Annotated in this window: 17 protein-coding genes; 9 read left to right on the top strand and 8 right to left on the bottom strand. The window is 70.6% G+C overall.

What is annotated here, in order from left to right; all coding sequences use genetic code 11:
- Nucleotides 1-22 precede the first annotated feature (22 nt).
- Nucleotides 23-904, top strand: a complete 882-nt coding sequence (locus AB0C62_RS25385) for a diacylglycerol kinase family protein (RefSeq protein ID WP_362976758.1) — start codon at nt 23-25, stop codon at nt 902-904.
- Nucleotides 905-938: 34 nt separating this feature from the next.
- On the opposite strand, the gene AB0C62_RS25380 is transcribed toward AB0C62_RS25385, so the two are convergent.
- Together AB0C62_RS25380 and AB0C62_RS25375 are read right to left on the bottom strand one after the other, a co-directional pair.
- On the bottom strand, nt 939-1,892 hold the full coding sequence (locus AB0C62_RS25380) for a L,D-transpeptidase (protein WP_362976756.1): 954 nt from the start codon (nt 1,890-1,892) through the stop codon (nt 939-941).
- Between the two features lie 171 nt (nt 1,893-2,063).
- The gene (locus tag AB0C62_RS25375; RefSeq protein ID WP_362976754.1) at nt 2,064-2,330 is read right to left on the bottom strand and encodes a hypothetical protein; all 267 of its coding nucleotides are present in this window, start codon (nt 2,328-2,330) and stop codon (nt 2,064-2,066) included.
- A 510-nt stretch (nt 2,331-2,840) separates the two neighbouring features.
- Between AB0C62_RS25375 and AB0C62_RS25370 the strand changes: the two genes are divergently transcribed.
- Together AB0C62_RS25370 and AB0C62_RS25365 are read left to right on the top strand one after the other, a co-directional pair.
- Complete coding sequence (locus AB0C62_RS25370; protein WP_362976752.1) at nt 2,841-4,757, top strand: NAD-binding lipoprotein; 1,917 nt, start codon at nt 2,841-2,843, stop codon at nt 4,755-4,757.
- Between the two features lie 442 nt (nt 4,758-5,199).
- Complete coding sequence (locus AB0C62_RS25365; protein WP_362976750.1) at nt 5,200-5,988, top strand: SAM-dependent methyltransferase; 789 nt, start codon at nt 5,200-5,202, stop codon at nt 5,986-5,988.
- Nucleotides 5,989-6,049: 61 nt separating this feature from the next.
- Here AB0C62_RS25365 and AB0C62_RS25360 read toward each other — a convergent pair whose 3' ends face one another.
- Nucleotides 6,050-6,448 carry a DUF4440 domain-containing protein gene (locus AB0C62_RS25360; RefSeq protein ID WP_362976748.1) on the bottom strand — a complete coding sequence of 133 codons (399 nt, stop codon included), beginning with the start codon at nt 6,446-6,448 and terminating at the stop codon, nt 6,050-6,052.
- An 83-nt stretch (nt 6,449-6,531) separates the two neighbouring features.
- Here AB0C62_RS25360 and AB0C62_RS25355 point away from each other — a divergent pair, with 83 nt between their 5' ends.
- Nucleotides 6,532-6,882: a hypothetical protein gene (locus AB0C62_RS25355; protein ID WP_362976746.1), complete on the top strand. Its 351-nt coding sequence runs from the start codon at nt 6,532-6,534 to the stop codon at nt 6,880-6,882.
- A gap of 22 nt (nt 6,883-6,904) precedes the next feature.
- Here AB0C62_RS25355 and AB0C62_RS25350 read toward each other — a convergent pair whose 3' ends face one another.
- A complete protein-coding gene (locus AB0C62_RS25350; protein ID WP_362976744.1) occupies nt 6,905-7,522 on the bottom strand; it encodes an AAA family ATPase in 618 nt (205 codons plus the stop codon).
- Nucleotides 7,523-7,640: 118 nt separating this feature from the next.
- A complete protein-coding gene (locus AB0C62_RS25345) occupies nt 7,641-8,570 on the bottom strand; it encodes an alpha/beta fold hydrolase (protein WP_362976742.1) in 930 nt (309 codons plus the stop codon).
- A gap of 138 nt (nt 8,571-8,708) precedes the next feature.
- Here AB0C62_RS25345 and AB0C62_RS25340 point away from each other — a divergent pair, with 138 nt between their 5' ends.
- On the top strand, nt 8,709-9,740 hold the full coding sequence (locus AB0C62_RS25340; RefSeq protein ID WP_362976740.1) for an Lrp/AsnC family transcriptional regulator: 1,032 nt from the start codon (nt 8,709-8,711) through the stop codon (nt 9,738-9,740).
- A gap of 666 nt (nt 9,741-10,406) precedes the next feature.
- Here AB0C62_RS25340 and AB0C62_RS25335 read toward each other — a convergent pair.
- Complete coding sequence (locus tag AB0C62_RS25335) at nt 10,407-11,111, bottom strand: DUF2470 domain-containing protein (RefSeq protein ID WP_362976738.1); 705 nt, start codon at nt 11,109-11,111, stop codon at nt 10,407-10,409.
- Nucleotides 11,112-11,264: 153 nt separating this feature from the next.
- Here AB0C62_RS25335 and AB0C62_RS25330 point away from each other — a divergent pair, with 153 nt between their 5' ends.
- Nucleotides 11,265-11,981, top strand: a complete 717-nt coding sequence (locus AB0C62_RS25330) for a hypothetical protein (protein ID WP_362976736.1) — start codon at nt 11,265-11,267, stop codon at nt 11,979-11,981.
- Nucleotides 11,982-11,988: 7 nt separating this feature from the next.
- On the opposite strand, the gene AB0C62_RS25325 is transcribed toward AB0C62_RS25330, so the two are convergent.
- On the bottom strand, nt 11,989-12,507 hold the full coding sequence (locus AB0C62_RS25325) for a DUF6328 family protein (protein ID WP_362976734.1): 519 nt from the start codon (nt 12,505-12,507) through the stop codon (nt 11,989-11,991).
- A 258-nt stretch (nt 12,508-12,765) separates the two neighbouring features.
- Here AB0C62_RS25325 and AB0C62_RS25320 point away from each other — a divergent pair, with 258 nt between their 5' ends.
- Complete coding sequence (locus AB0C62_RS25320; protein WP_362976732.1) at nt 12,766-14,073, top strand: ATP-grasp domain-containing protein; 1,308 nt, start codon at nt 12,766-12,768, stop codon at nt 14,071-14,073.
- Between the two features lie 71 nt (nt 14,074-14,144).
- Nucleotides 14,145-16,247, top strand: coding sequence for a CocE/NonD family hydrolase (locus AB0C62_RS25315; protein ID WP_362976730.1), 2,103 nt, complete (start codon nt 14,145-14,147; stop codon nt 16,245-16,247).
- Nucleotides 16,248-16,250: 3 nt separating this feature from the next.
- Here AB0C62_RS25315 and AB0C62_RS25310 read toward each other — a convergent pair whose 3' ends face one another.
- Nucleotides 16,251-18,413 carry a zinc ribbon domain-containing protein gene (locus AB0C62_RS25310; protein WP_362976728.1) on the bottom strand — a complete coding sequence of 721 codons (2,163 nt, stop codon included), beginning with the start codon at nt 18,411-18,413 and terminating at the stop codon, nt 16,251-16,253.
- Nucleotides 18,414-18,733: 320 nt separating this feature from the next.
- On the opposite strand from AB0C62_RS25310, the gene AB0C62_RS25305 reads away from it, so the two are divergent.
- Nucleotides 18,734-18,913 (top strand): hypothetical protein, encoded by a 180-nt coding sequence (locus AB0C62_RS25305; protein WP_362976726.1) that lies wholly within the window; start codon nt 18,734-18,736, stop codon nt 18,911-18,913.
- Nucleotides 18,914-19,457: the final 544 nt, after the last annotated feature.

The following is a 19,457-nucleotide window of genomic DNA, read 5'->3' as shown; positions in this document are numbered from 1 at the left end:
TTCACCGCCCGGAGGCACACCGATGCGACAGTTCACCGCCGTCGTCAATCCCACTGCGGGCGGCTCCACGGGGGCGGCGGCACTGCTCCGGCTGGCCCGCCTCCTCCGGGAGGCCGGCGCCGGGCTCGACACCGAGTACAGCCGCAGCCTGACCCACGCCCAGGATCTCGCGCGCGCCGCCGGTGAACGGGGCCGGATCGTGCTCGCCGTCGGCGGCGACGGGATCGCCGGGGGTATAGGGGGCGCGCTCAGCGGGACGGACACGGTCCTGGGGCTGGTGCCGGCGGGGCGCGGCAACGACTTCGCGCGGGCGCTCCAACTACCTACCAGCGCCGACGAGTTGGCGCGCGTGCTGCTCGACAACGAGCCCCGACGCGTGGACACCATCGAGGTGGAGTCGGCGGTGCACGCCCGCACGGTGGTCCTGGGCAGCGTGTACGCGGGCGTCGACGCGCTCGCCAACCGGCACGCCAACCAGGCCCGGTTGCTGCGCGGCGCGGCCTCGTACTACGCCGGCGGCCTGCGCGCGGTGACGGGGTGGCGCCCCGCCTCGTACCGGGTCACCGTCGACGGGGTGGAGCACCCGCACCGCGGCTACACCGTCGTCGCGGCGAACTCCGCGTACTACGGCTCGGGACGTGTCATCGCCCCGGCCGCGCGCGTCGACGACGGCCTGCTGGACGTCGTCATGATCCGGGAGGCGCCGCGGCGCCTGTTCTTCACCCTGATGAACGAGCTGAAGACCGGCGCCCATGTCGACCGGCCCGAAGTGGTGATCCTGCGGGGCCGGGAGATCCGTATCGAGGCCGACCGGCCGGTGCCCTACGGCGCCGACGGGGAGGTCGAAGCAGTCCTCCCCGTCACCGCCCGGGTGCTGCCCGGCGCTCTGGCCATGCTGTTCTGACCGGCCCCGCGACACGGAGCCGGTCAGCCGCGCGTCATCCGGCGGTGACGGCTCCGGTCGCGCTGCCGGCCAGCCACTGGTCCCAGCTGAGGTTGAAGGAGGCGTAGCCGTTGTCCGCCGGGGCCTTCGCCCGCGGGGATCCCGTCACGGTGATCGGGTCGCCCTGCTTGACCTGGCCGTAGAACCACTTGGCGTCCGAGATCGAGAGGTGGACGCAGCCGTGCGAGCCGCGGGCACTGCCGCTGCCCGGGTTCGGGTCACCGGTGGAGTAGTGGACGTACGTGCCGGACTGGGTGAGGTGGACGTCCCAGGGGAGGGTCAGGTCGTAGTAGTCGGGACTGCCCTTCGTGCAGCTGATGCCGACGCTGCACGAGGTCATGTGGACCTTCTCCTGCTTGTCGATCACCGCCATCGTGCCGTTCCACGTGGGGTACTGGGGGCTCCCCGCGTTGATCGACAGGGTCCGCACGGCCTGCCCGTTCTTCGTGACCTTCATGGTGTGGCCGGTGGCGGAGACGTCCGCGCGGACGTCGTCGCCGACCGTGAAGTCGTGCACGTAGGACCGTGTGCCGTAGCGGCCGTTGCCGTTGGCGACACCCTTCAGCTCGGCGTCGATCTTGATCTTCGTCCCGGAGGCCCAGTACGTCTTGGGCCGGAAGTCGGCGCGCCGGTCTCCGAACCAGTGCCAGGCGCCCTCCATCGGCTGGGACGCGGTCACCTTCATGTGCTTCTCGATGCCGGCCCGGGCCTTCTGGGCCACCGGGTTCGTGAAGATCACCGAGATCGGCATGGCGACGCCGACGGTGGTGCCGGACTGCGGCGTGATCGTGTCCAGCAGCATCGGTGGGCCCGCGGGCTTCGTCGGCGACGGCTTCGCGCTCACCGAGGGTTTCCCGGTCGCGCCCTTCCCGTCGTCGGAACTCGCCTTCGGAGACCCACCGCCACAGGCGCTGGTGCCCGCCAGCACCGCCACCGTGACGAGTGCCATCGTTATTCCGCTGCGTCGCTTCACTTCTACCCCGGCTCGTGGTCGTGCTTGCCTCACTGCTCTCTTGGACCCTGTCCGCCTGCCCACGGTTGCAGTCCGCATGTAAAGCGTGATTCAAAACAGGCCACGCCCGTTCACGCCGGTCGCCTCCGGCCTCGTCGGCAGGGGGAGTTACGCGTCCTCGTGGCGGCGCACTCGGTCGATCACCTGGCGCGGCAGCTCTCTCGCGGCGACGATGTCGCCAGGCGCGATGCCGGCGGAGAGTGTCCGGTGGACCTCGGCCGCCCGGTCCGTGATCCCGCCCGGCACCCGGTGGCCCTCGGGGGTCGGTTCGAGGAGGAGGGAACCGCGGTGGTCGGGGTTCGGCCTGAAGTCGGCCGGTCCATCGCGCACGAGGTCGTCGGCAAGGCGCTGCACGCCTTGCGGTGTGGAGCGCATGAGCGGTACGAGGAGTCCGGCGCCTGCCACCGCCGGTACGGCGGCGGACCTCAGGACACTCTCGATCGCCGAGCCGCCCGCCGCCCCCGGCGACGGACCCGTTGAGCGCTTCCAGGACGGTCGCCGCCACCGCCACGGCCGCCGCTCCCCACAGCACCAGCGACGTCAGGACGAGCCCCGGCGCCGGCGCGAGCCGCCCGGCGGGTGAGGGCGCCCAGGTCGTACGACGTGCTGCCCGGCCTCCGGAACCGTGGGCCCGCGGTTCACGCGCGGCTGCCCGAAAGAATGAATCAGTTCCGGATTCCAGCGTGTCCCGCCCGCGAAGACCGCACTGTGCAGATGCGGCCCGCCGGCATCCCGTGCCCGCGGGCCGGGGAGCGGCCGGGACGGGCCGCGTTCCGGTGCGATGTGGGGGTGGGAGTGGAGCGGGAAGGGCGGCGGCCGGTGCCGTTACCTGGCCGGTTGCGGTATCGGTTCGACCGTACGCTGGCGCGCAGTACGGCCAGGTTGATGGGCTGGCTGGTGGTCTCCTGTCTGGCCGTCGTCATCCCGGTGAGCGCACTGCTCGTGTGGACGGACCCCGCCGCGCCACGGTCGCTCGTGGAGCGGCTGGAAGCGGTGTGGCGGACGAGTGCACAGACCCTGCGGCTGGGTGAGGCGAGCGGCACTCCGCTGCGGATGGCGCTGTCGGCGGTGCTCGGCCTGGTGGCGTTGTTGTGCGTGTCGACGCTCGTCGGCGTGATCACCACGGGCCTCGAGAAGCGGCTGGCGGAGCTGAGCCGTGGCCGGTCGACGGTGCTGGAGCAGGGCCATGCCGTGGTCCTCGGCTGGTCGGACCAGGTGTTCACGGTGGTGGCCGAGCTGCTGGCCGCGCAGAGCGCGCGGTCCGGGCAGCGGCCGCAGCCGGTCGTCCTGCTCGCCGACCGGGACAAGACGGAGATGGAGCGGGCGCTGGCGACCCACGTCGGTGCTGCGGCCCGTGGCAGGGTCATCTGCCGCAGCGGACCGGCCAGCGATCCCGCCGTCCTCGCGCTGGTCAGCCCGCAGACGGCCCGTACGGTGCTGGTGCTGCCCTCCGGTGAGGCCACCGGCGACGCCGAGGTGCTGCGGATGCTGCTGGCCCTGCGCACCGTCCTCGGGGAGGACGCGCAGGGACCGCCGGTCCTGGCCGCGGTGAGCGACGACCGGTTCCGGGAACCGGCCCGGCTGGCCGCGGGCCGGCACGGAACGGTACTGGAGGCCGACACCGTCACCGCCCGGCTGATCGCTCACTGCGTCGGCCGACCGGGTCTCTCCCTCGTCCTGCGCGACCTCCTCGACTTCGCCGGCGACGAGTTCCACCTCGCCGACGCCGGCGCCTTCGACGGGCGGCCTTTCGGCGCGGCGCTCCTGGGCCACGCGAACGCGTGCGTGGTCGGGCTGTTCACCGCGGACGGGCGCACGGTGCTCAATCCCGCGCCCGAGACCGTCATCGAGGCGGGAAGCCGCCTGATCGTCGTCGCACGGGACGAGGACTCCACCCGGACCGAGGATTGCAGACGGCTCGTGGACCCCTCGGCCCGCGCCGTCGCGGCGGCACCCGCCGTGGACGCGGCCCGGCTGCTCCTGCTCGGCTGGAACCGCCGTGCGCCGCTGGTCATCGCCCAGCTGCGGGACACCGCGCGCTCCGGTTCGGTGCTGGACGTGGTCACGGAAGGGGCCGTGCCCGGAGCCGAGCGGACCGTGCCGGGCCCCAGCCGGGACGGCGGGCCCGACGCGCCGGACACCACCCGGCTGGAGGTGCGGTTCCGGTCGGCCGCGCTGTCACGGCCCGAGACCCTTCTCGGTCTCGACCTCGCCCCGTACGACGCGGTGATGGTCCTCGGGCCCGACGCGGGCAGCGGACCCGACCGGCCCGACGACTGGACGCTGGTCACGCTGCTCGGCCTCCGGCTGGTGGAGCAGCGCACCGGACGGGACGTACGGGTGGTCACGGAGCTGACCGACGACCGCAACCGGCCGCTGGCGCCGCTCAACCCCGGCTCCGACGTCATCGTCAGCGGTGAACTGACCGGCCTACTCATGGCGCAGATCGCGCAGAACCCCCATCTGGCCGCCGTCTTCGAGGAGTTGTTCTCGGCGGAGGGCAACACCATCTGCCTGCGGCCGGCCGGGCACTACGTCCGGGTGGGCACCACGGCCACCTTCGCGACCGTGGTCGCCGCCGCGCGCGACCGCGGCGAGTGCGCCATCGGCTACCGGCGCCGTGACCAGTGGGCGCTCTCCCCGGCCCACGGCGTGTGTCTCAACCCGCACAAGAGCGAACGGCGCGAGTGGGGGGCGGAGGACCAAGTGGTGCTCCTGGCAACCGAGTTCGTCGGCGCCCCGGCCGACGGCGTCGGTCTCGGGGCCCAGGAGGAGCGCGTCGGGCGGCAGCGGATGCCGTGAACGGTCCGGGACGGGCGTGACCGGGGGCCCGCGTCACCTTGGAGGTCGCGCGGTTCCCGGCGCGCGGGCGGCGGGCCTCCGGTCACACACCACTCCTATCCCGCCGCGCGGGCGAGGACGGCGCGGCATCCGCGCTTTCACACAAGAGGGCGCGCCCCTTCACCCGCGGGGCACACCGAAGCCGAGGGCCCGGACGGGAGACGTCCGGGCCCTCGGCCCTTCAGGCGGAGCTGCCGGTGACCTACCAGCGCTACCAGCGGCCGAGTCCGCCGCTCGAACCCGCGGACGGACACCCGGCGCGGGACGACCGGCCGCCGCAACGGACACGTTTCGGAGTTCGCTGCCGGGGCTCAACTCCCCTTGCGCACCGAACACATGGCTTACCCGAGTAGGATGATCGAACATTCGACCTGCCCTGCTCACTGGTGCGATGGGAGCTACCATGACGATCGATCCGCAGCCGTTCCCGCCGATCGACACCAGCAAGGCCCACCCCGCGCGGGTCTACGACTGGCTGCTGGGCGGCAAGGACAACTACCCGGTCGACGAGGCCGTCGGAGAGAAGTTGCCGCCGGAGGCGAGGGACGCCGCCCGGCAGAACCGCCAGTTCATGCACCGCGCGTCCGCCTGGCTCGCCCAGCAGGGCATCGACCAGTTCCTGGACATCGGCACGGGCATCCCCACCGAGCCCAACCTGCACCAGATCGTCCAGGGCATCGTGCCGAAGGCGAGCGTCGTCTACACCGACAACGACCCGATCGTGCTGCGTCACGCCGAGGCACTCCTCGTCAGCAAGCCCGAGGGCGCCACCGACTACATCCAGGCCGATGTGCGGCAGCCGCAGGACATCGTCCAGCACGCCCGGCACATACTGGACTTCACGCGTCCGGTCGCGATGTCCCTGATCGCGCTGATGCACTTCATCCCCGACGAGCAAGACGCCCACGGCATCGTCCGCAACCTGATCGCCACGCTCCCCTCGGGAAGCTACCTGGTGCTGTCCCACGCGTCCTCCGACCTGTACCCGGAGCTTTCCGCGCAGGTCACCGCCGAGTACGCCAAGGGCGGCATCAAGCTCGGCTTCCGTACCCGGTCAGAAGTGGAGCGCTTCTTCGACGGCCTCGACCTCGTGTCGCCGGGCCTGGTGACGGCCACCGAGTGGAACGCGACGAACGAGGCCGTGACGCCCGAGGGCAGCGGTATCTACGCGGCGGTCGCCCGCGTTCGCTGAACCGCCGAGGAGACGTTCGGCCGCCCACCGCGCGAGCGGTGGGCGGCTCCTCACCACCTGATCAGGGCGCGTCGTACCAGGCGAACGCGGCGATCCGCCAGCCCTCCGGGGTGCGGACGAACTGGATCGTCTTGGTGCCGCCGCCCTCGAAGGGCTCGCCGTCCAGGATCCCGGCCTTCCGGTACTCCCCGAACCGCGCGGCGACGTCCCCCGCGATGTCGGTCCGTTCGGAGGTCTCCCACTCGTGGAACTCGATCAGCCGGCCGTCGGTCAGCAGCCGTTCACGCGGTTCGACGAACTCGTCCACGGTGTAGGCCGTGAACTCCGGCCCGGTCTTGACGATCACCCCGCCCGGGATGACCAGGCGACGGATCCGGGCGACATCGGCGGCCGTCCCGCCCCGGTTGTCGAAGGCCCCGAAGAACTCGGCGGTCAGCGCGTCTATCTCCTTCTTGGACATGACGGGACAGTACAGCGAGGGCGCCTGGACCAGGGGGCCGGTGCGGCACATCGCCCGCACGAACGCCCCGATAGGTTGCCCGTATGCCTTCTGTACTCGTCATCGGTTACGACCCGCACGCGATCCCCGGCATCGACGCGGATGCTCTTCGTCAGTCACTCGACGCGGAGTTGGCCCGGTTCGGCGAGCACGGCGTGGCCGCGGCCATGACGCTGATGGTGTTCGACGAGACGGCCGAGCCCACGCTGGTCGCCTCCCTGACGAGCAGACCGTGGGACGTCGTGGTCGTCGGCGGCGGGATCCGCAAGGCCGAACCCCTGCTCCCCCTCTTCGAGTTGACCGTGAACCTGATCCGGCGCCACGCACCCCAGGCGGCCATCGCGTTCAACACCAGCGGCGGCGACAGCGTCGAGGCGGCCCGCCGCTGGCTGTGAGGGACGGCCCGTCCGACGCCGATCAGTCCTGCCGGGGCCGGGTCCGTCTCAGCGTCTCGAATGCCGTCGGGCGAGGTCGGTGCGGCAGGAACTCGTGGATGTGACGGGCGCACTCCGAGGGCGTGCGCACACTGGTGTCGACGTCGATGTCGTGCAGTCCGTGCGCGTGCACCTGGGCGTACTGCAGGGCGGCGAGACCCGGCGAGCGGTCACCGCGTTCGGCCTCCCGGCGGTTCAGCTCGGGCAGGGGGCAGCGGACCGCGACCAGGACGGTGTCCTCGGGCACGAGCAGGTCCAGGAGGTCGAGCAGACGCCAGCGGCGGCTCAGGGGGTAGTCGACGACGAGGTTGTTGCCGCCCGCGGCCATCCCGGCCACGGCGCGGTGAAATCCCTTGGCCGTGCGGTCGATCTCGGCCTGGAGGTCGTCGTCGGCGATCTCCTGGCCGCCGCGCAGGGCGTGGAAGGCGTCCACCGGCATGTGGAACCACGTTCCGTCCAACCGGTCGAGCAGCGCCCGGGCGATGCTGGTCTTGCCGGAACTGGACGTGCCGTTGAGCAGGATGACCGTGCCTCCGGCCGGGGTGTCGGGGATGCGCGCGTGCAGCGCGTCCGCGATCTCCGGAACCGCCTCGCTCGCCATAGGTCGTCCTCCCCGTCCGGCGGCAGGCATTCGCACCGCCTCAACTGGCGGCCCGATCATCTCAGCCCGGTCGACGGGCACGCGCGGCGCCCACCTCCGCGGGCGCTTCACCCCCACCTCACGAGCGGTCCCTTCCCTCCCGTACGACGTCCGCGCGGGCGAGGTGTTTCCGCAGGAACGCGATCTCCGCCTCGACGGCCTCCTCATGCGCCTCCAGGAAGGGGGCGTAGTGGCGGCCTTCGAGGTGCAGCACCTCGGAGTGCGGGGCGTTGCGGGCCGCTTCGACGGCGGGGCCGGGAAGAGCACTCCGGTCCTGGTCGCAGACGACCATGAGCAGCGGGCTCCGGATCCGGGAGGCGTGGAGGCCGGGCCGGTATCCGCCCATCTGGAGCGCGATCCGTGCGGCGACCGTCTGCTCCCAGTCCGTGTGGCGGTGCTCGGGGTCGAGGGCGCGGTCTCCGTCCATGGCGTCGGGCGTGGTGAGCGAGGCGACGGCGCCGCGCACGCCGGCGGTGGGGACCAGCAGCGGGGGCCGGCCGAGGAGGCTGCCGAGCGCGTCCGCGACGGCGCGGCCGGTGAGGCGCAGCAGCGCGAGGGGGGTCATGGCGCGCAGCGCGTTGGGCGCCAGCGCGCGGCCGTCGACGACGGGCGACTGTGCGATCACCGAGGCCAGCCCCGGATTGTCGGCCGCCACGTGAAGGATGTGGCCGCCCCCCAGGGAGAAGCCCCAGAGCGAGATCCCGCCGGGGTCGACGCGGGGCAGACCGGCCGCGAAGTCGATGGCGGCCTGCCAGTCGGCGCGCTGCTCACCGAAGCGGACGACCTGGCGCGGGGTGCCGCCGCTCTCCCCGAAGTGCCGGTGGTCGAAGGCCAGGACGGCGAACCCGGCGTCGTTGAACCGTCGGGCGAAGAGGTCCGACGCGGGTTCCTTCGTCACGGCGGTCCCTCCAGCCATGATCACGCAGCCGCCGTTGGTCCCCGGGTAGTACCAGGCGGCGCACGAGGTGTCGCCGCTGGCGAAGCGTACTTTTTCGCGTTGACCGGACATGGGCACGGGGGCCTCCGTGGGTGAGGGATGAGTCGATCGCGGGGCTTTCGGTTCGAGCGAGGTGCGTGACATCCATGCTTGGGGTGAGGTCCCCGGGACGGGCGGCGCGCGGCGGCGGAATGAGCGAAACTTGCCTTCATGGCACCCGTATCGGCGGATTCCGTACTGAGCATCACCGACCGGCGGCTGGTGGCCGCGCTGCAGTGGGACGGTCGCCTCACGGCGGAGCGGGCTGCCCAGGTGCTGGACCTCAGCCCCGCCACGGTGCGCCGGCGTCTGCACGCCCTCACCGCGGACGGCACCGTGCGCGTCGTCATCTCACCGGTCGCGCGACCGCGCAACGGGGGTTCGGCCGGGGCTCTGTTCCTGCGGATCAGGGTGCTGCGGGGAAAGCTCGACACGATCGTGGCCGCGCTCGCGGCGCGCGAGGACATCCCGTTCATCGATGTCACCACCACGGGCGACGAGATCTTCGCGGTGGCCCGTACGGAACCGGGTTCGCGCGACCCGCTGGTCTTCCGGCAGTTGCCGTCCACGCAGGCGGTCACGTCCCTGGAGAGTGCCACCATCCTGCACGTCTTCCGGCTCACCTCGGAGTGGCGTCACGCCGTCCTGACACCGGACGAGCGCGCGGCGCTCAGCTCGGTCGCACCCGACCCCGGACCGACGCCCGCCGGGTCCCCGGGTCCGTACGGCGTCGACACCGACCCCCTGGAGCAGTCCCTCCTCGACGCCCTGACGCCCGACGCGCGCCTCTCCGCCGCGGCCCTGGCCGCGCGTACCGGTCACCCGGAGACGACTGTCCGTCGACGGATCGCCCAACTGGCCCTGCAGGGGCGGCTGGTGACGCAGGTCCTGGTCGACCCCCGCCGTATCGGTCTGCCCATCGAGGCGAAGCTCCTGCTGCACGTGGCCCCGGATCATCTGGCCGCCGCGGGACAGGCGCTGGCCGACCATCCAGCGGTGCACGGGGCGTTCGCGACCTCCGGGCTCTCGAACCTGCACGCGGCGGCCTACTTCCCCGACCTCGCCGCCCTCTACGCCTTCCTCTCCCGTGACCTGGTGGGTCTGGGGATCACACACGTCGAGACGGCCCTCGTCGGCCGCGCGGCCAAACGGACGCCTCCACTGGGCCCCGTACAGCCCTCACCCGCCCTCACTCGGCGCTGACGACCGGCCCCCGCGGGACAGGGCAAGGGCTGAGGACCGGCACGCGGAAAGCGTCCTTCCAGGGGAAGGTGTCGCCCCGCGATGGCGTCCATGCGGGTGGCGTATGGCCCGTTGGCGACCCCCCGAGGGCAGGAGCCGCGTTGTTCAACGTACCTGTCCACGATCACCCCCGAGAGGACGTCCCGTGCGCCGAACCCTGTTCCTGTCCGTCTGCGCTCTCGTCGTCGCCGCGGCGACCGGATTCTTCACCACCAGCGCCATCCGCAACCGCTGACGCCGAGGCGCATCCCGCTCTCGACGTCGTCCCCACAGCCACCGCCACCGGGTGACACCTGGGTGGGACAGCCCCCGGCCGTCCCACCCGGCCCCGAACGCGACGGTCCAGGTGACGCCCGTTCTTACCGCAGTCCCGCCCCCGGCCCTCGGGCAGGCCTGCCCCCTGGAAGCGTCGGTCCACCTGCGTGAAGCCGTCGCCCCACTCCGTGTTCGTGAGCCGGACGGCGCGGCTCGCGCATCCGACGGCAGCAGCTACTACACGAACAACGACGGCTCCCCCGCGAACACCGTCCAGAAGCTCTTCGACCTGAAGGCGCGAACCGTCGACGACGTCTCGCGGGCCCCGGCCGACCGGTCGGGGACAGGAAGGCTTCCGCGCTCGCACACGTCTCAGGTCAGCAGGCGGCCCGTGTGGGCGAGGCGGCGGGCCTCGGACAGGAGCGCGTGGATCTGCGGTCCGACGTGGTCGATGTGCTGGACCGGCGTCTTGAAGGGGAGGCGGACGTCGCGGTGGGTGCGCCGGTACTCGAGACGCAGGGTCAACCCGTAGCGGTCGACGCCGGCCGGGAGCGCGCGCAGCACACCGCCCTCCGGAAGCGGTCGCACCAGGCGCAGGAGCAGGGGTACGAGTTCGGCGTGCTCGTCGACGAGGTGCGTCAGCATGCCGGCCTCACTCGTCGCCAGCGGGTCGAGTTCCGTCGCCTCCAGTTCATGGAGGGTCACGTACGAGCGCCCCGAGCCGTCCTCCAGGACGCCCTGCCCGAACTCCATGCACGTGCTCTCCGCGGAGTCGGGGTCGTACGGTTCGGCCAGCAGGCCGGTCAGGGTGACGCGGGCGCGCAGCCGGTCGCGTACGGGCGTGGGGGCGATGTCGGTGAGTTCCAGCCGGACCGGGACCCGTCCGCCCGTCCGAGCACCGGCGCCCTCGAACGGGGCGTGCAGGTGGAAGTGGCCCATGGCACCGGACCCGTCGAGCCGCCGGACCTCCGTGTGCCGCCCGTCGCAGACCACCGTCATGGAGTGGGCGGCGGCCAGGATCGAGCGGACGCGCTCGACGGCGGTCGGCGCACTGGCACGGGTAGGGGTACGACGCATCCGGGCCTCCGGGATGAGCGGGTAACTTAGGTTTGCCTAACCTAACCTATCGGGAGATCCAATCGACTACCGGGGAACGCCTCGATTCACCCCCGCGGAGGCCTCCGGCTAGACTCCGCGCGAGATCATCACGGGCGACGGGGAGACCGGATCATGCCGCAGAGGCGCGCGAACGCCCGGACCCGGCACCCCCGGCACGAACGGCGGGGCGAGGCCCGGCTGCCCGGGGTGCTCGCCACCCTCACCGCCATCACCCTCTACCTGGCGCTGCCGCAGCAGTTGCTCGTCACACCCCGCTACGTGCTGCCGACGCTGGAGATCCTGCTGTTGATCCCGCTCATCGCGATCAACCCCCGCCGGCTCACCCGGCAGACCCGCGTGTTCCGCGTCCTGTCGCTGACCCTCGTCGGCATCATCGCCGTGAGCAATCTCGTCGCCCTCGGCATCCTCATCAACGAGTTGGTGTACGCCGGGGTGAAGGACGGTCGCGAGCTGCTGGTGGCCGCGCTGCAGGTGTGGCTGACCAACATCATCGTGTTCGGCCTGGCGTTCTGGGAGCTGGACCGCGGCGGACCCGTCAGCCGCACCCAGGCACTCCGGTCCGAACTCCCCCTGGCGGACTTCCGTTTCTCCCAGGACGAGAACGACGACGCCGTCGAGGAGGTCGCCGACGGCGCCAGCGGCTCCTCCGACTGGGTCCCCACCCTGGTCGACTACCTCTACGTGTCCGTCACCAACTCGACGGCGTTCAGCCCCACCGACACGATGCCGCTCACCACCCGCGCGAAACTCATGATGAGCGTCGAGAGCGTCTCCGCCCTCCTCACCTCGCTCCTCGTGATCGCCCGGGCCGTGAGCATCCTGCACTGACGCCTCGTCAGTCCTCCTTCTCGGCTTCCCTCTTCGCCGACTTGCTCATCCGGAGGGCCAGCGGGATGACGAGCCACCACAGGATGTAGAGCGCGGCGACGCCCGCGACGATCCAGGGGACGTAACCGTCGTCGTGCGTGGCCGTGCGCAGCACCAGCAGGAGGGAGGAGACCATCGTGAGCAGCAGCAGGGAGAGGCCGAGCAGCGTCATGCGCGAGGCCCAGACCACCGCTTCCGGCTTGACGAGCCGGCCGGACACGATCCGGTGGAACGCCACGGGTCCGATCAGGGCCCCCGTCGCGGTGGCCCCCAGGACGATCGTGACCATGTAGAGCGTCTGGTCCTGTCCCGAGAGCTGCCGGTAGGTCGGCTGGAACACCACGGTCAGCAGGAAGCCGAACAGGATCTGCACGCCGGTCTGCGCGACACGGATCTCCTGCAGCAGGTCTCCCCACTTGCGGTCGGCCCGCTCCTGAGCCGTCTCGTCCCGCCCGTCGTCCGGTCTGTCGTCCTGCTTCTCGCTCATCGTTCCCCTCACCTCGTGGCCCCGACCGTGCGCGCCGCACCCCTGATGTGCCGCGCGGATGGACCTTCGAGTACCCCGACCGTGCCGCTACTCACCAGGCCACCGGGATATGCGTCCCCATGGGCCGTGTGCCGGGCCCGTCCGCCTCAGCGGACGTGATGAGTGCCTCAGAACAGGCCCGGAGACGGATCCGCCGCATGGGCGAGATCTGCATGGGTACCCCGAGGCCTTCACGAACTGCCTGCTGAGAGGAACGACGTGCCGAAGAAGAACATATTCGTGATCGGTCTGGACGAGGCGAACCTGCCCACCCTGGGCGAGGTGCCGAACGCCCGGGAGCTGACGTTCCATCCCCTGCTGACCATCGAGGAGTTGCAGGGCGGCGAGGTATCGGTGGCCGAACTGCTGGAGAAGGCGGAGAAGCTGCTCGACGCGTTCGACGGGACGATCGACGCGATCGTCGGCTACTGGGACTTCCCCGTCAGCACCCTCGTGCCGATGCTCAGCGAGCGGTACGGCACGCGCAGCACCAGCCTGGAATCGGTGGTCAAGTGCGAGCACAAGTACTGGAGCCGGCTCGAGCAGGAGAAGGTGACCGACCGGCACCCGCGCTTCGGCCGGGTCGACCTGAGCGCCGAGAAGCCGTCTCCGCCGGAGGGCATGAGCTTCCCGATGTGGCTGAAGCCCGCGCTGTCCTACTCGTCGGAACTCGCCTTCGGTGTCCACGACATGACCGAGTTCGGTGAGGCGGTGGCGGACATCCGCGACGGCATCTCGCGAGTCGGCCGCCCCTTCGAGTACGTACTCGACCGCCTCGCACTGCCGCCGGAGATGGACGGAGTGGGCGGCGAGGTGTGTCTGGCCGAGGAGGAGATGTCAGGCATCCAGGTGGCGGTCGAGGGCTACGTCGACCAAGGCGAGGTCACCGTTTACGGCGCGCTGGACTCGATCAACTACCCCGACTCCTCGTGCTTCCTGCGCCACCAGTACCCCTCGACGCTCCCCGATCCGGCGATCAAGGAGCTGCACGAGGTCACCCGGCGCGTGATGGAGCAGATCGGAATGGAGGGGGCGACCTTCAGCGTCGAGTACTTCTACGACCCGCACACCGGCCGGATCAGCCTGCTGGAGATCAACCCGCGTCACTCGCAGTCACACGCCGAACTCTTCCAGTACGTGGACGGCGTACCCAACCACCACTGCATGGTCAGCCTGGCCCTCGGCCGCGACCCCCGGATGCCGCACCGGGCCGGCCGCTACGCCATGGCCGCGAAGTGGTACCACCGCTGGTTCGCCGACGGCGTCGTGCACAACGTCCCCACCCCGGACGACCTGCGCCGCATCGAGCGGGAGATACCGGGTACGCGCATCGACATCGTGCCCTCGGAGGGCTCGCGCCTGTCCGACCTGCCCGGTCAGGACAGCTACAGCTACGAGCTGGCCCACATCTTCACCGGTGGTGACACCGAGGAGGAGCTCCGGGAGAAGTACGACCGGTGCGTGGCCGCTCTGGGGCTGACGTTCGACGAGACGGCGCCCGGCGGCCGTGACGAGAAGAACGTCTGACCGTCGGCCGCGGTCACCACGACCGGCCCGACGAGCCCCGGGCACGGCGAGGAAAGGAGCAACACCAGCACATGCGTTTCGTGACCCAACTGCCGTATGCAACCAAGGAAGAGGAGCACGTCGCCATCCCCATGTCCGACGGCGTGGAGCTGTCGGCGCGGATCTGGCGCCCCACCTCCTCGGACAGCGAACCGGTGCCGGCGGTGCTCGAGTACATCCCGTACCGCAAGCGCGATCTCAGCGCCGTACGCGACTCGATCCACCACCCGTACATCGCGGGCCACGGATACGCCTGCGTCCGCGTGGACATCCGCGGCACCGGCGAGTCCGAGGGGGTGCTGAGGGACGAGTACCTGGAGCAGGAACAGAGGGACGCCGAGGAGGTCCTCGCCTGGCTGGCCGAGCAGCCCTGGTGCGACGGCAGCACGGGCATGATGGGCATCTCGTGGGGCGCCTTCGCCGCGCTCCAGGTCGCGGCACGGCAGCCGCCGAGCCTGCGCGGCATCGTCATCGCGTCGTTCACCGACGACCGGCACGCGGACGACATGCACTACATGGGCGGGGCCCTGCTCTCGGACAACCTGGCCGAGGCCGGCACGATGTTCGCGTACGGCACCTGCCCGCCCGACCCGGCGATCGTCGGGGACCGCTGGCGCGCGATGTGGCACGAACGGATGGAGCACACCCGCCCGTGGGTTCTCGAATGGCTGCGCCACCAGCGCCGTGACGACTACTGGCGGCACGCGTCGGTCTGCGAGGACTACGGGGCGGTCCGATGCCCGGTCCTCGCCTCCAGCGGATGGGCCGACGGGTACTCGAACGCCGTGACCCGTCTGCTGGGCAATCTGGACGTGCCGCGCAAGGGGCTGATCGGCCCCTGGTCCCACAAGTTCCCCCACCTGGGTGAGCCGGGACCGGCCATCGGCTACCTCCAGGAGGTCGTCCGCTGGTGGGACCACTGGCTCAAGGGCGTGGACAACGGCGTGATGGACGGCCCGATGCTGCGGACGTGGATGCAGGAGAGCGTGCCGCCGTCCACGTCCTACGAGGAACGGCCCGGCCGCTGGGTCGGCGAACCCACCTGGCCGTCCCCGCACATCCAGGAGGTCACACACCCGCTCGCGCCCCATCGCATCGGCCGCCCCCTCGAAAGCTACGAGAACGGCCGGAGCTGCGCGCCGGGCGAGTCCGGCGCGGTCGGCGACCTTGCCGGCGCGGAACCGACCGGGGGCGTCGAGCCCGCACCCGTGACCGTGCAGTCCCCGCTCTCGGTGGGCCAGTTCGCGGGCAAGTGGGCCTCCTACAACGCGCCGCCGGACCTGCCGTACGACCAGCGTGAGGAGGACGGCGGCTCACTCGTCTTCGACAGCGACCCGCTGACCGAGCGCCTGGAGATCCTCGGATCCCCCACCGTCGAACTCGACCTCACGGTCAGTGAACCCGTCGGCATGGTGGCGGCGCGACTGTCCGACGTGAGTCCCGACGGAAGCGCCACCCGTGTCTCCTACGGCATCCTGAACCTCACCCGGCTCGGCGGCACGGACACTCCCGAGGCCGTCGAGCCCGGACGCCGCTACCGGGCGAAGGTCCAGCTGAACGGTGTCGGCCAGGCGTTTCCGCCCGGTCACCGGATCCGGCTGTCGCTGTCGACCTCGTACTGGCCGATGGCCTGGCCGCCGCCGAAGCCGGCCCTGCTCAGCGTGTACGCGCACGCCAGCACCCTGAGTCTGCCGGTGCGGCCGACGGACGAACCCGACGAGATGCCGGTCAGTCCGTTCGGCGAACCCGAGGGGGCCCCGCCGATCGCGTCGACCCAGCTGTCGCCGCGGGAGGAACGCTGGGAGGTCAAGCGCGATCTCGTCGGCTACAACGCGGAGTTGGAGATCGTGAAGGACCGGGGCCTGGTCCGGATCGAGGACATCGGTCTCGACGTCGGCCTGCGGGCCGAGGAGCGCTACCGGTCCGTCGCCGAGGACTTCACCTCGGTGAGCGGCGAATCCGCGTGGACCATGAGGTTCCGCCGGGACGAGTGGGACGTCCGCGTGGAGACCCGTACCCGGCTCACCTCGGACGAGGGCGAGTTCTTCGTCGACGCGACCCTGGACGGCTACGAGGGCGACAAGCGCGTCTTCTCCCGGACGTGGAACGAACGCGTACCGAGGGATCTGCTCTAAGAGTCATCCCGTGATGGGGATGCCGTCCGTCCAGTTTCCGTTCGGGGTGTCGCCGTGTGAGGCGTTCCCTTTGTGGGCGGCTGTTCCGACGTGGGCCTTGTGCCGCTCGAGCGCGGGTCGGGTCTCATTCGGGGTGGGCCGGTTCTGGTCGGTGGTGTTGTGCCGAGCAGAGGCCCGCTGCCGGGGGATTCCCGGCCGCCGGGCTGCCGCCTGGGTGCGGCCCCGTCGGGGGCTGGCACCGCGCTGCGGTTGACTCGACAGGGCCTCTTGCAGCCCCGTTGCGAAAAGAATCTGTGTACTGCGCGCCTGGACTGTGTCCAGGCGCGCAGTACTGGGATCGTCCGGGTCGGCGAGCCGAACGTGTGCGTTGAGGGCTGCGGAGACGATGTCCCGGTCGCCGACCAGACCGCAGGTGGGGCAGGCGTGGACCCGGTCGGCGAGCGTCTTGGACACGCGGTTGCCGCACATGCATGTCTGGGACAGCTTCGTGGTGAAGGTGGAGGCGCGCAGAAGCCGGCCGCCTGTCTTCTCGCATTCGCGACCTGTGGCGGTTATGAGTCTGCCGGGTGTGGTGGCTTGCAGCGCACGGCCCCACCGGCGGTACCACGTGCTGATGTTGCAGTCCTCGACTGTCAGTTCGGCGCCGTGGGCTGCGACGATGTGTTCGGCGATGCGGCGGGCCCGGTGGTCCTTCGCCGCAGCCTCGGTCGCCGCAGCTTCAGCGAGGCGGGTCCGAGTGTGGCGGTAGCCGGCGGACAGGTCGTCGCGCCGGTATGCCTGCTTCGGGATTCCGGCCTTGTTCGCTGCGCGCGGTCCGCCGGGGACGTGGACGTGGCGTTCGGGGAGGTCGTCCTGCTTGCGGCGTTCAGTGCGGGCCTGTTGCCGCTTCGAAGGCCCGTACTGGACAGGGTTGGTGGCCCGGCGGGACCGGTCCAAGGCACGTTTGCGGCCGCGTTCCTTGCGGCGGGCTTTGGCGAGTGCGGCGTGTTCTTCGTCGGTTAGCTCGATCCAGGAACTTTCGACGGGTCCATCTGAGGGGTCGAACGTGCTGGGAAAGGAGACGACGGACACGTTGGAGACGTTGCCGTCAATGCCTCCGACCCGGTCGAGTTCTGCTGCAGCTCGGCGGCGTGAGCGAGTGGTCGGGGATGCGTAACCACCGGCCAGGACCATCAGGTGTGCCTCGTAGACCCAGCCGTCGGGCGCCGAGACATCCTGACGACGGACGAGGTCGACTTTGTGCCATGTGCCGGAATCGTTCAGAAAATGCAGCAGGCGCGGCCAGCGTCCCGCGCCGGAAGGCAGCCGGACGGGCAGGACGAGGTCACCGCGCTCGGAGCCGGAGCCGCCGGTGAAGACGACAGCCAGCGGCCCGGTGTGATCCCACCAGGTCGCTGCCCGGGTCTTCGGTGTGCCCTTCGACGTCACGCCGGCGGTAGGGACACGGCCCGGAGTCCGGGCCGGCACTGGTAGACGCCGCGGCTGCTCGAGAATACTGGTGCCGGGCGGCAGTTGGGCGGCCTGATCCGGCGAAGTCACCGACGAGTCGAGGTCGCGGTGCCGGTAGGTGTCCATGTGCCCGGCGAGGGTGCCGTGCAGTCGGAACGTCTCCCATTTCCGGGCCGTGGTGTGCGACCGGGCGCGGCCGGGGATCCGGGTGTACTTCCACCAGGTCCCGGTCTTCGGTCGGCCGAACCGGCGTCCGGCCGCATCGGGGAACAGGTGCCTGCAGACGGCAGTCTCGAACACCTCGTCGGCCTGATGCATCACCAGCGCCTTCGTGACGTAATGCCCCAAGTGCAAGGCGCGTTCGATGTGCCGGTACGCACGACGTTCCATGCCCTCACGCGACAGGCCGAGTTCTGCTCGCCAGGCTTTCGCACCGCTCTCACGGCGCACATCGCCGGCCCAGTAGGCATCGACCGCGGCCCGCGCATCACGCTGCAGAGCACGCTTCACCGACCACATCGCCGAGTACAACTGCTCGACGCGCCGCAGATCCTGATGATTGTTGACGTCTAGTGGCAGGCGGATCACCGCAATTTCGGTGTCTTCACCCCGTTTCCAGCGTCGGCTCTTGTTCTTCCCACGGAACCGGCGAGCTGCAGCTCCCGCAGCGTCAGGCGTACTGGAGGCGGGGCTCCCATCGGACAGTGCGCTGCTCACTGACCTTGCCACACTCCTCTTGTTCTGCCGACGACGGGGCTGGTCCGGCAACGCGCTGGTTTGGCGACCGACTCCCAAGCTATAGGCCACCACTGACAACGCCCGTTCCATCGTCGAATGCCGGCAGTCCACGACCTCGACCAAGCGTCTGCCTCTTGCCCACCGCACCACCGATGACGTGCGTGCCTGGTCCGGACTGGCCTGGCAGCAGATGTTCAGCTGCCGGACCGAAAGGCGGACAAGGGCCGCGGTCGGCCCTGCACTCTCCCGTTCGCCGAACGGGACCAGCTCCTCGTGTGGCCTACCGCACTAACCCCACCATGCTGCAGTTCGGCTCGTTGCCCGGGATCCCCGATCCCGCCATAACTCGTGTGTGGCCCGCTTCAACCGAACTGTTGGCTGAGATCCTGCGCCGGCCGACCACCGACCCGCGTGAACGCTGGTTAGTCGACAGAACGTTGATTACCATCCGCGGCAAGACGAAGACTGCAGAACCTTGAACTACCGGCGCACCGTGCAAGAAGTTTGCACGGTTGGGACCTGAGGATCGTCGCGGCAGGCGACGCCCGGCCCGGGAGCCACAACGACGTCGTCGTGTCCCATTGAAACGGTCGGCATATCCCTGCCGGCGCATCCTCGGCTCTCAGGCGACAGAGCCAACCCGCGACAGCGACCCTGCCGAGGACCCGACGGCCACATCGCCAAAGACCGCGACTCAGCAAATGCCGAGCGGTCGCCAAACACGCCATCGCCCGACCGAAAGACCACCAGATCCTCCACCAATGCCGACGCCGCGGCGTCGGCACCAAGCCACGCTGCTGGGCTCGTAGCGCTGCACAACCTCAAGCTCGACATCCGGTAACCCCCAACACCCGGCCCAGCCAGACTCGACCCACTCCGCATCCTGGGATATCTCTTAGGTCCGACAACTCCGGTGCCGGCCCGGGGCCCCGGACATTGAGGGGCTTGGGTCCGTCCTTGACGCCGCAGGTCGAGCAGGTCTGGGAGGTCGGTGTGAACCGGCCGATCGTGACCAGGGTGCGG

This window comes from Streptomyces sp. NPDC048643 (assembly GCF_040650615.1).
Lineage (GTDB): Bacteria > Actinomycetota > Actinomycetes > Streptomycetales > Streptomycetaceae > Streptomyces.
Note: the sequence above shows the minus strand (reverse complement) of the source record. Positions and strands in the feature narration are given on the sequence as shown.

Bases quoted from the DNA above. Each gene is read 5' to 3' on its own strand.
- AB0C62_RS25385 (WP_362976758.1), top strand. From the start codon at position 23: ATGCGACAGTTCACCGCCGTCGTCAATCCCACTGCGGGCGGCTCCACG.
- AB0C62_RS25380 (WP_362976756.1), bottom strand. From the start codon at position 1,892: ATGGCACTCGTCACGGTGGCGGTGCTGGCGGGCACCAGCGCCTGTGGC.
- AB0C62_RS25375 (WP_362976754.1), bottom strand. From the start codon at position 2,330: ATGCGCTCCACACCGCAAGGCGTGCAGCGCCTTGCCGACGACCTCGTG.
- AB0C62_RS25370 (WP_362976752.1), top strand. From the start codon at position 2,841: ATGGGCTGGCTGGTGGTCTCCTGTCTGGCCGTCGTCATCCCGGTGAGC.
- AB0C62_RS25365 (WP_362976750.1), top strand. From the start codon at position 5,200: ATGACGATCGATCCGCAGCCGTTCCCGCCGATCGACACCAGCAAGGCC.
- AB0C62_RS25360 (WP_362976748.1), bottom strand. From the start codon at position 6,448: ATGTCCAAGAAGGAGATAGACGCGCTGACCGCCGAGTTCTTCGGGGCC.
- AB0C62_RS25355 (WP_362976746.1), top strand. From the start codon at position 6,532: ATGCCTTCTGTACTCGTCATCGGTTACGACCCGCACGCGATCCCCGGC.
- AB0C62_RS25350 (WP_362976744.1), bottom strand. From the start codon at position 7,522: ATGGCGAGCGAGGCGGTTCCGGAGATCGCGGACGCGCTGCACGCGCGC.
- AB0C62_RS25345 (WP_362976742.1), bottom strand. From the start codon at position 8,570: ATGTCCGGTCAACGCGAAAAAGTACGCTTCGCCAGCGGCGACACCTCG.
- AB0C62_RS25340 (WP_362976740.1), top strand. From the start codon at position 8,709: ATGGCACCCGTATCGGCGGATTCCGTACTGAGCATCACCGACCGGCGG.
- AB0C62_RS25335 (WP_362976738.1), bottom strand. From the start codon at position 11,111: ATGCGTCGTACCCCTACCCGTGCCAGTGCGCCGACCGCCGTCGAGCGC.
- AB0C62_RS25330 (WP_362976736.1), top strand. From the start codon at position 11,265: ATGCCGCAGAGGCGCGCGAACGCCCGGACCCGGCACCCCCGGCACGAA.
- AB0C62_RS25325 (WP_362976734.1), bottom strand. From the start codon at position 12,507: ATGAGCGAGAAGCAGGACGACAGACCGGACGACGGGCGGGACGAGACG.
- AB0C62_RS25315 (WP_362976730.1), top strand. From the start codon at position 14,145: ATGCGTTTCGTGACCCAACTGCCGTATGCAACCAAGGAAGAGGAGCAC.
- AB0C62_RS25305 (WP_362976726.1), top strand. From the start codon at position 18,734: ATGCTGCAGTTCGGCTCGTTGCCCGGGATCCCCGATCCCGCCATAACT.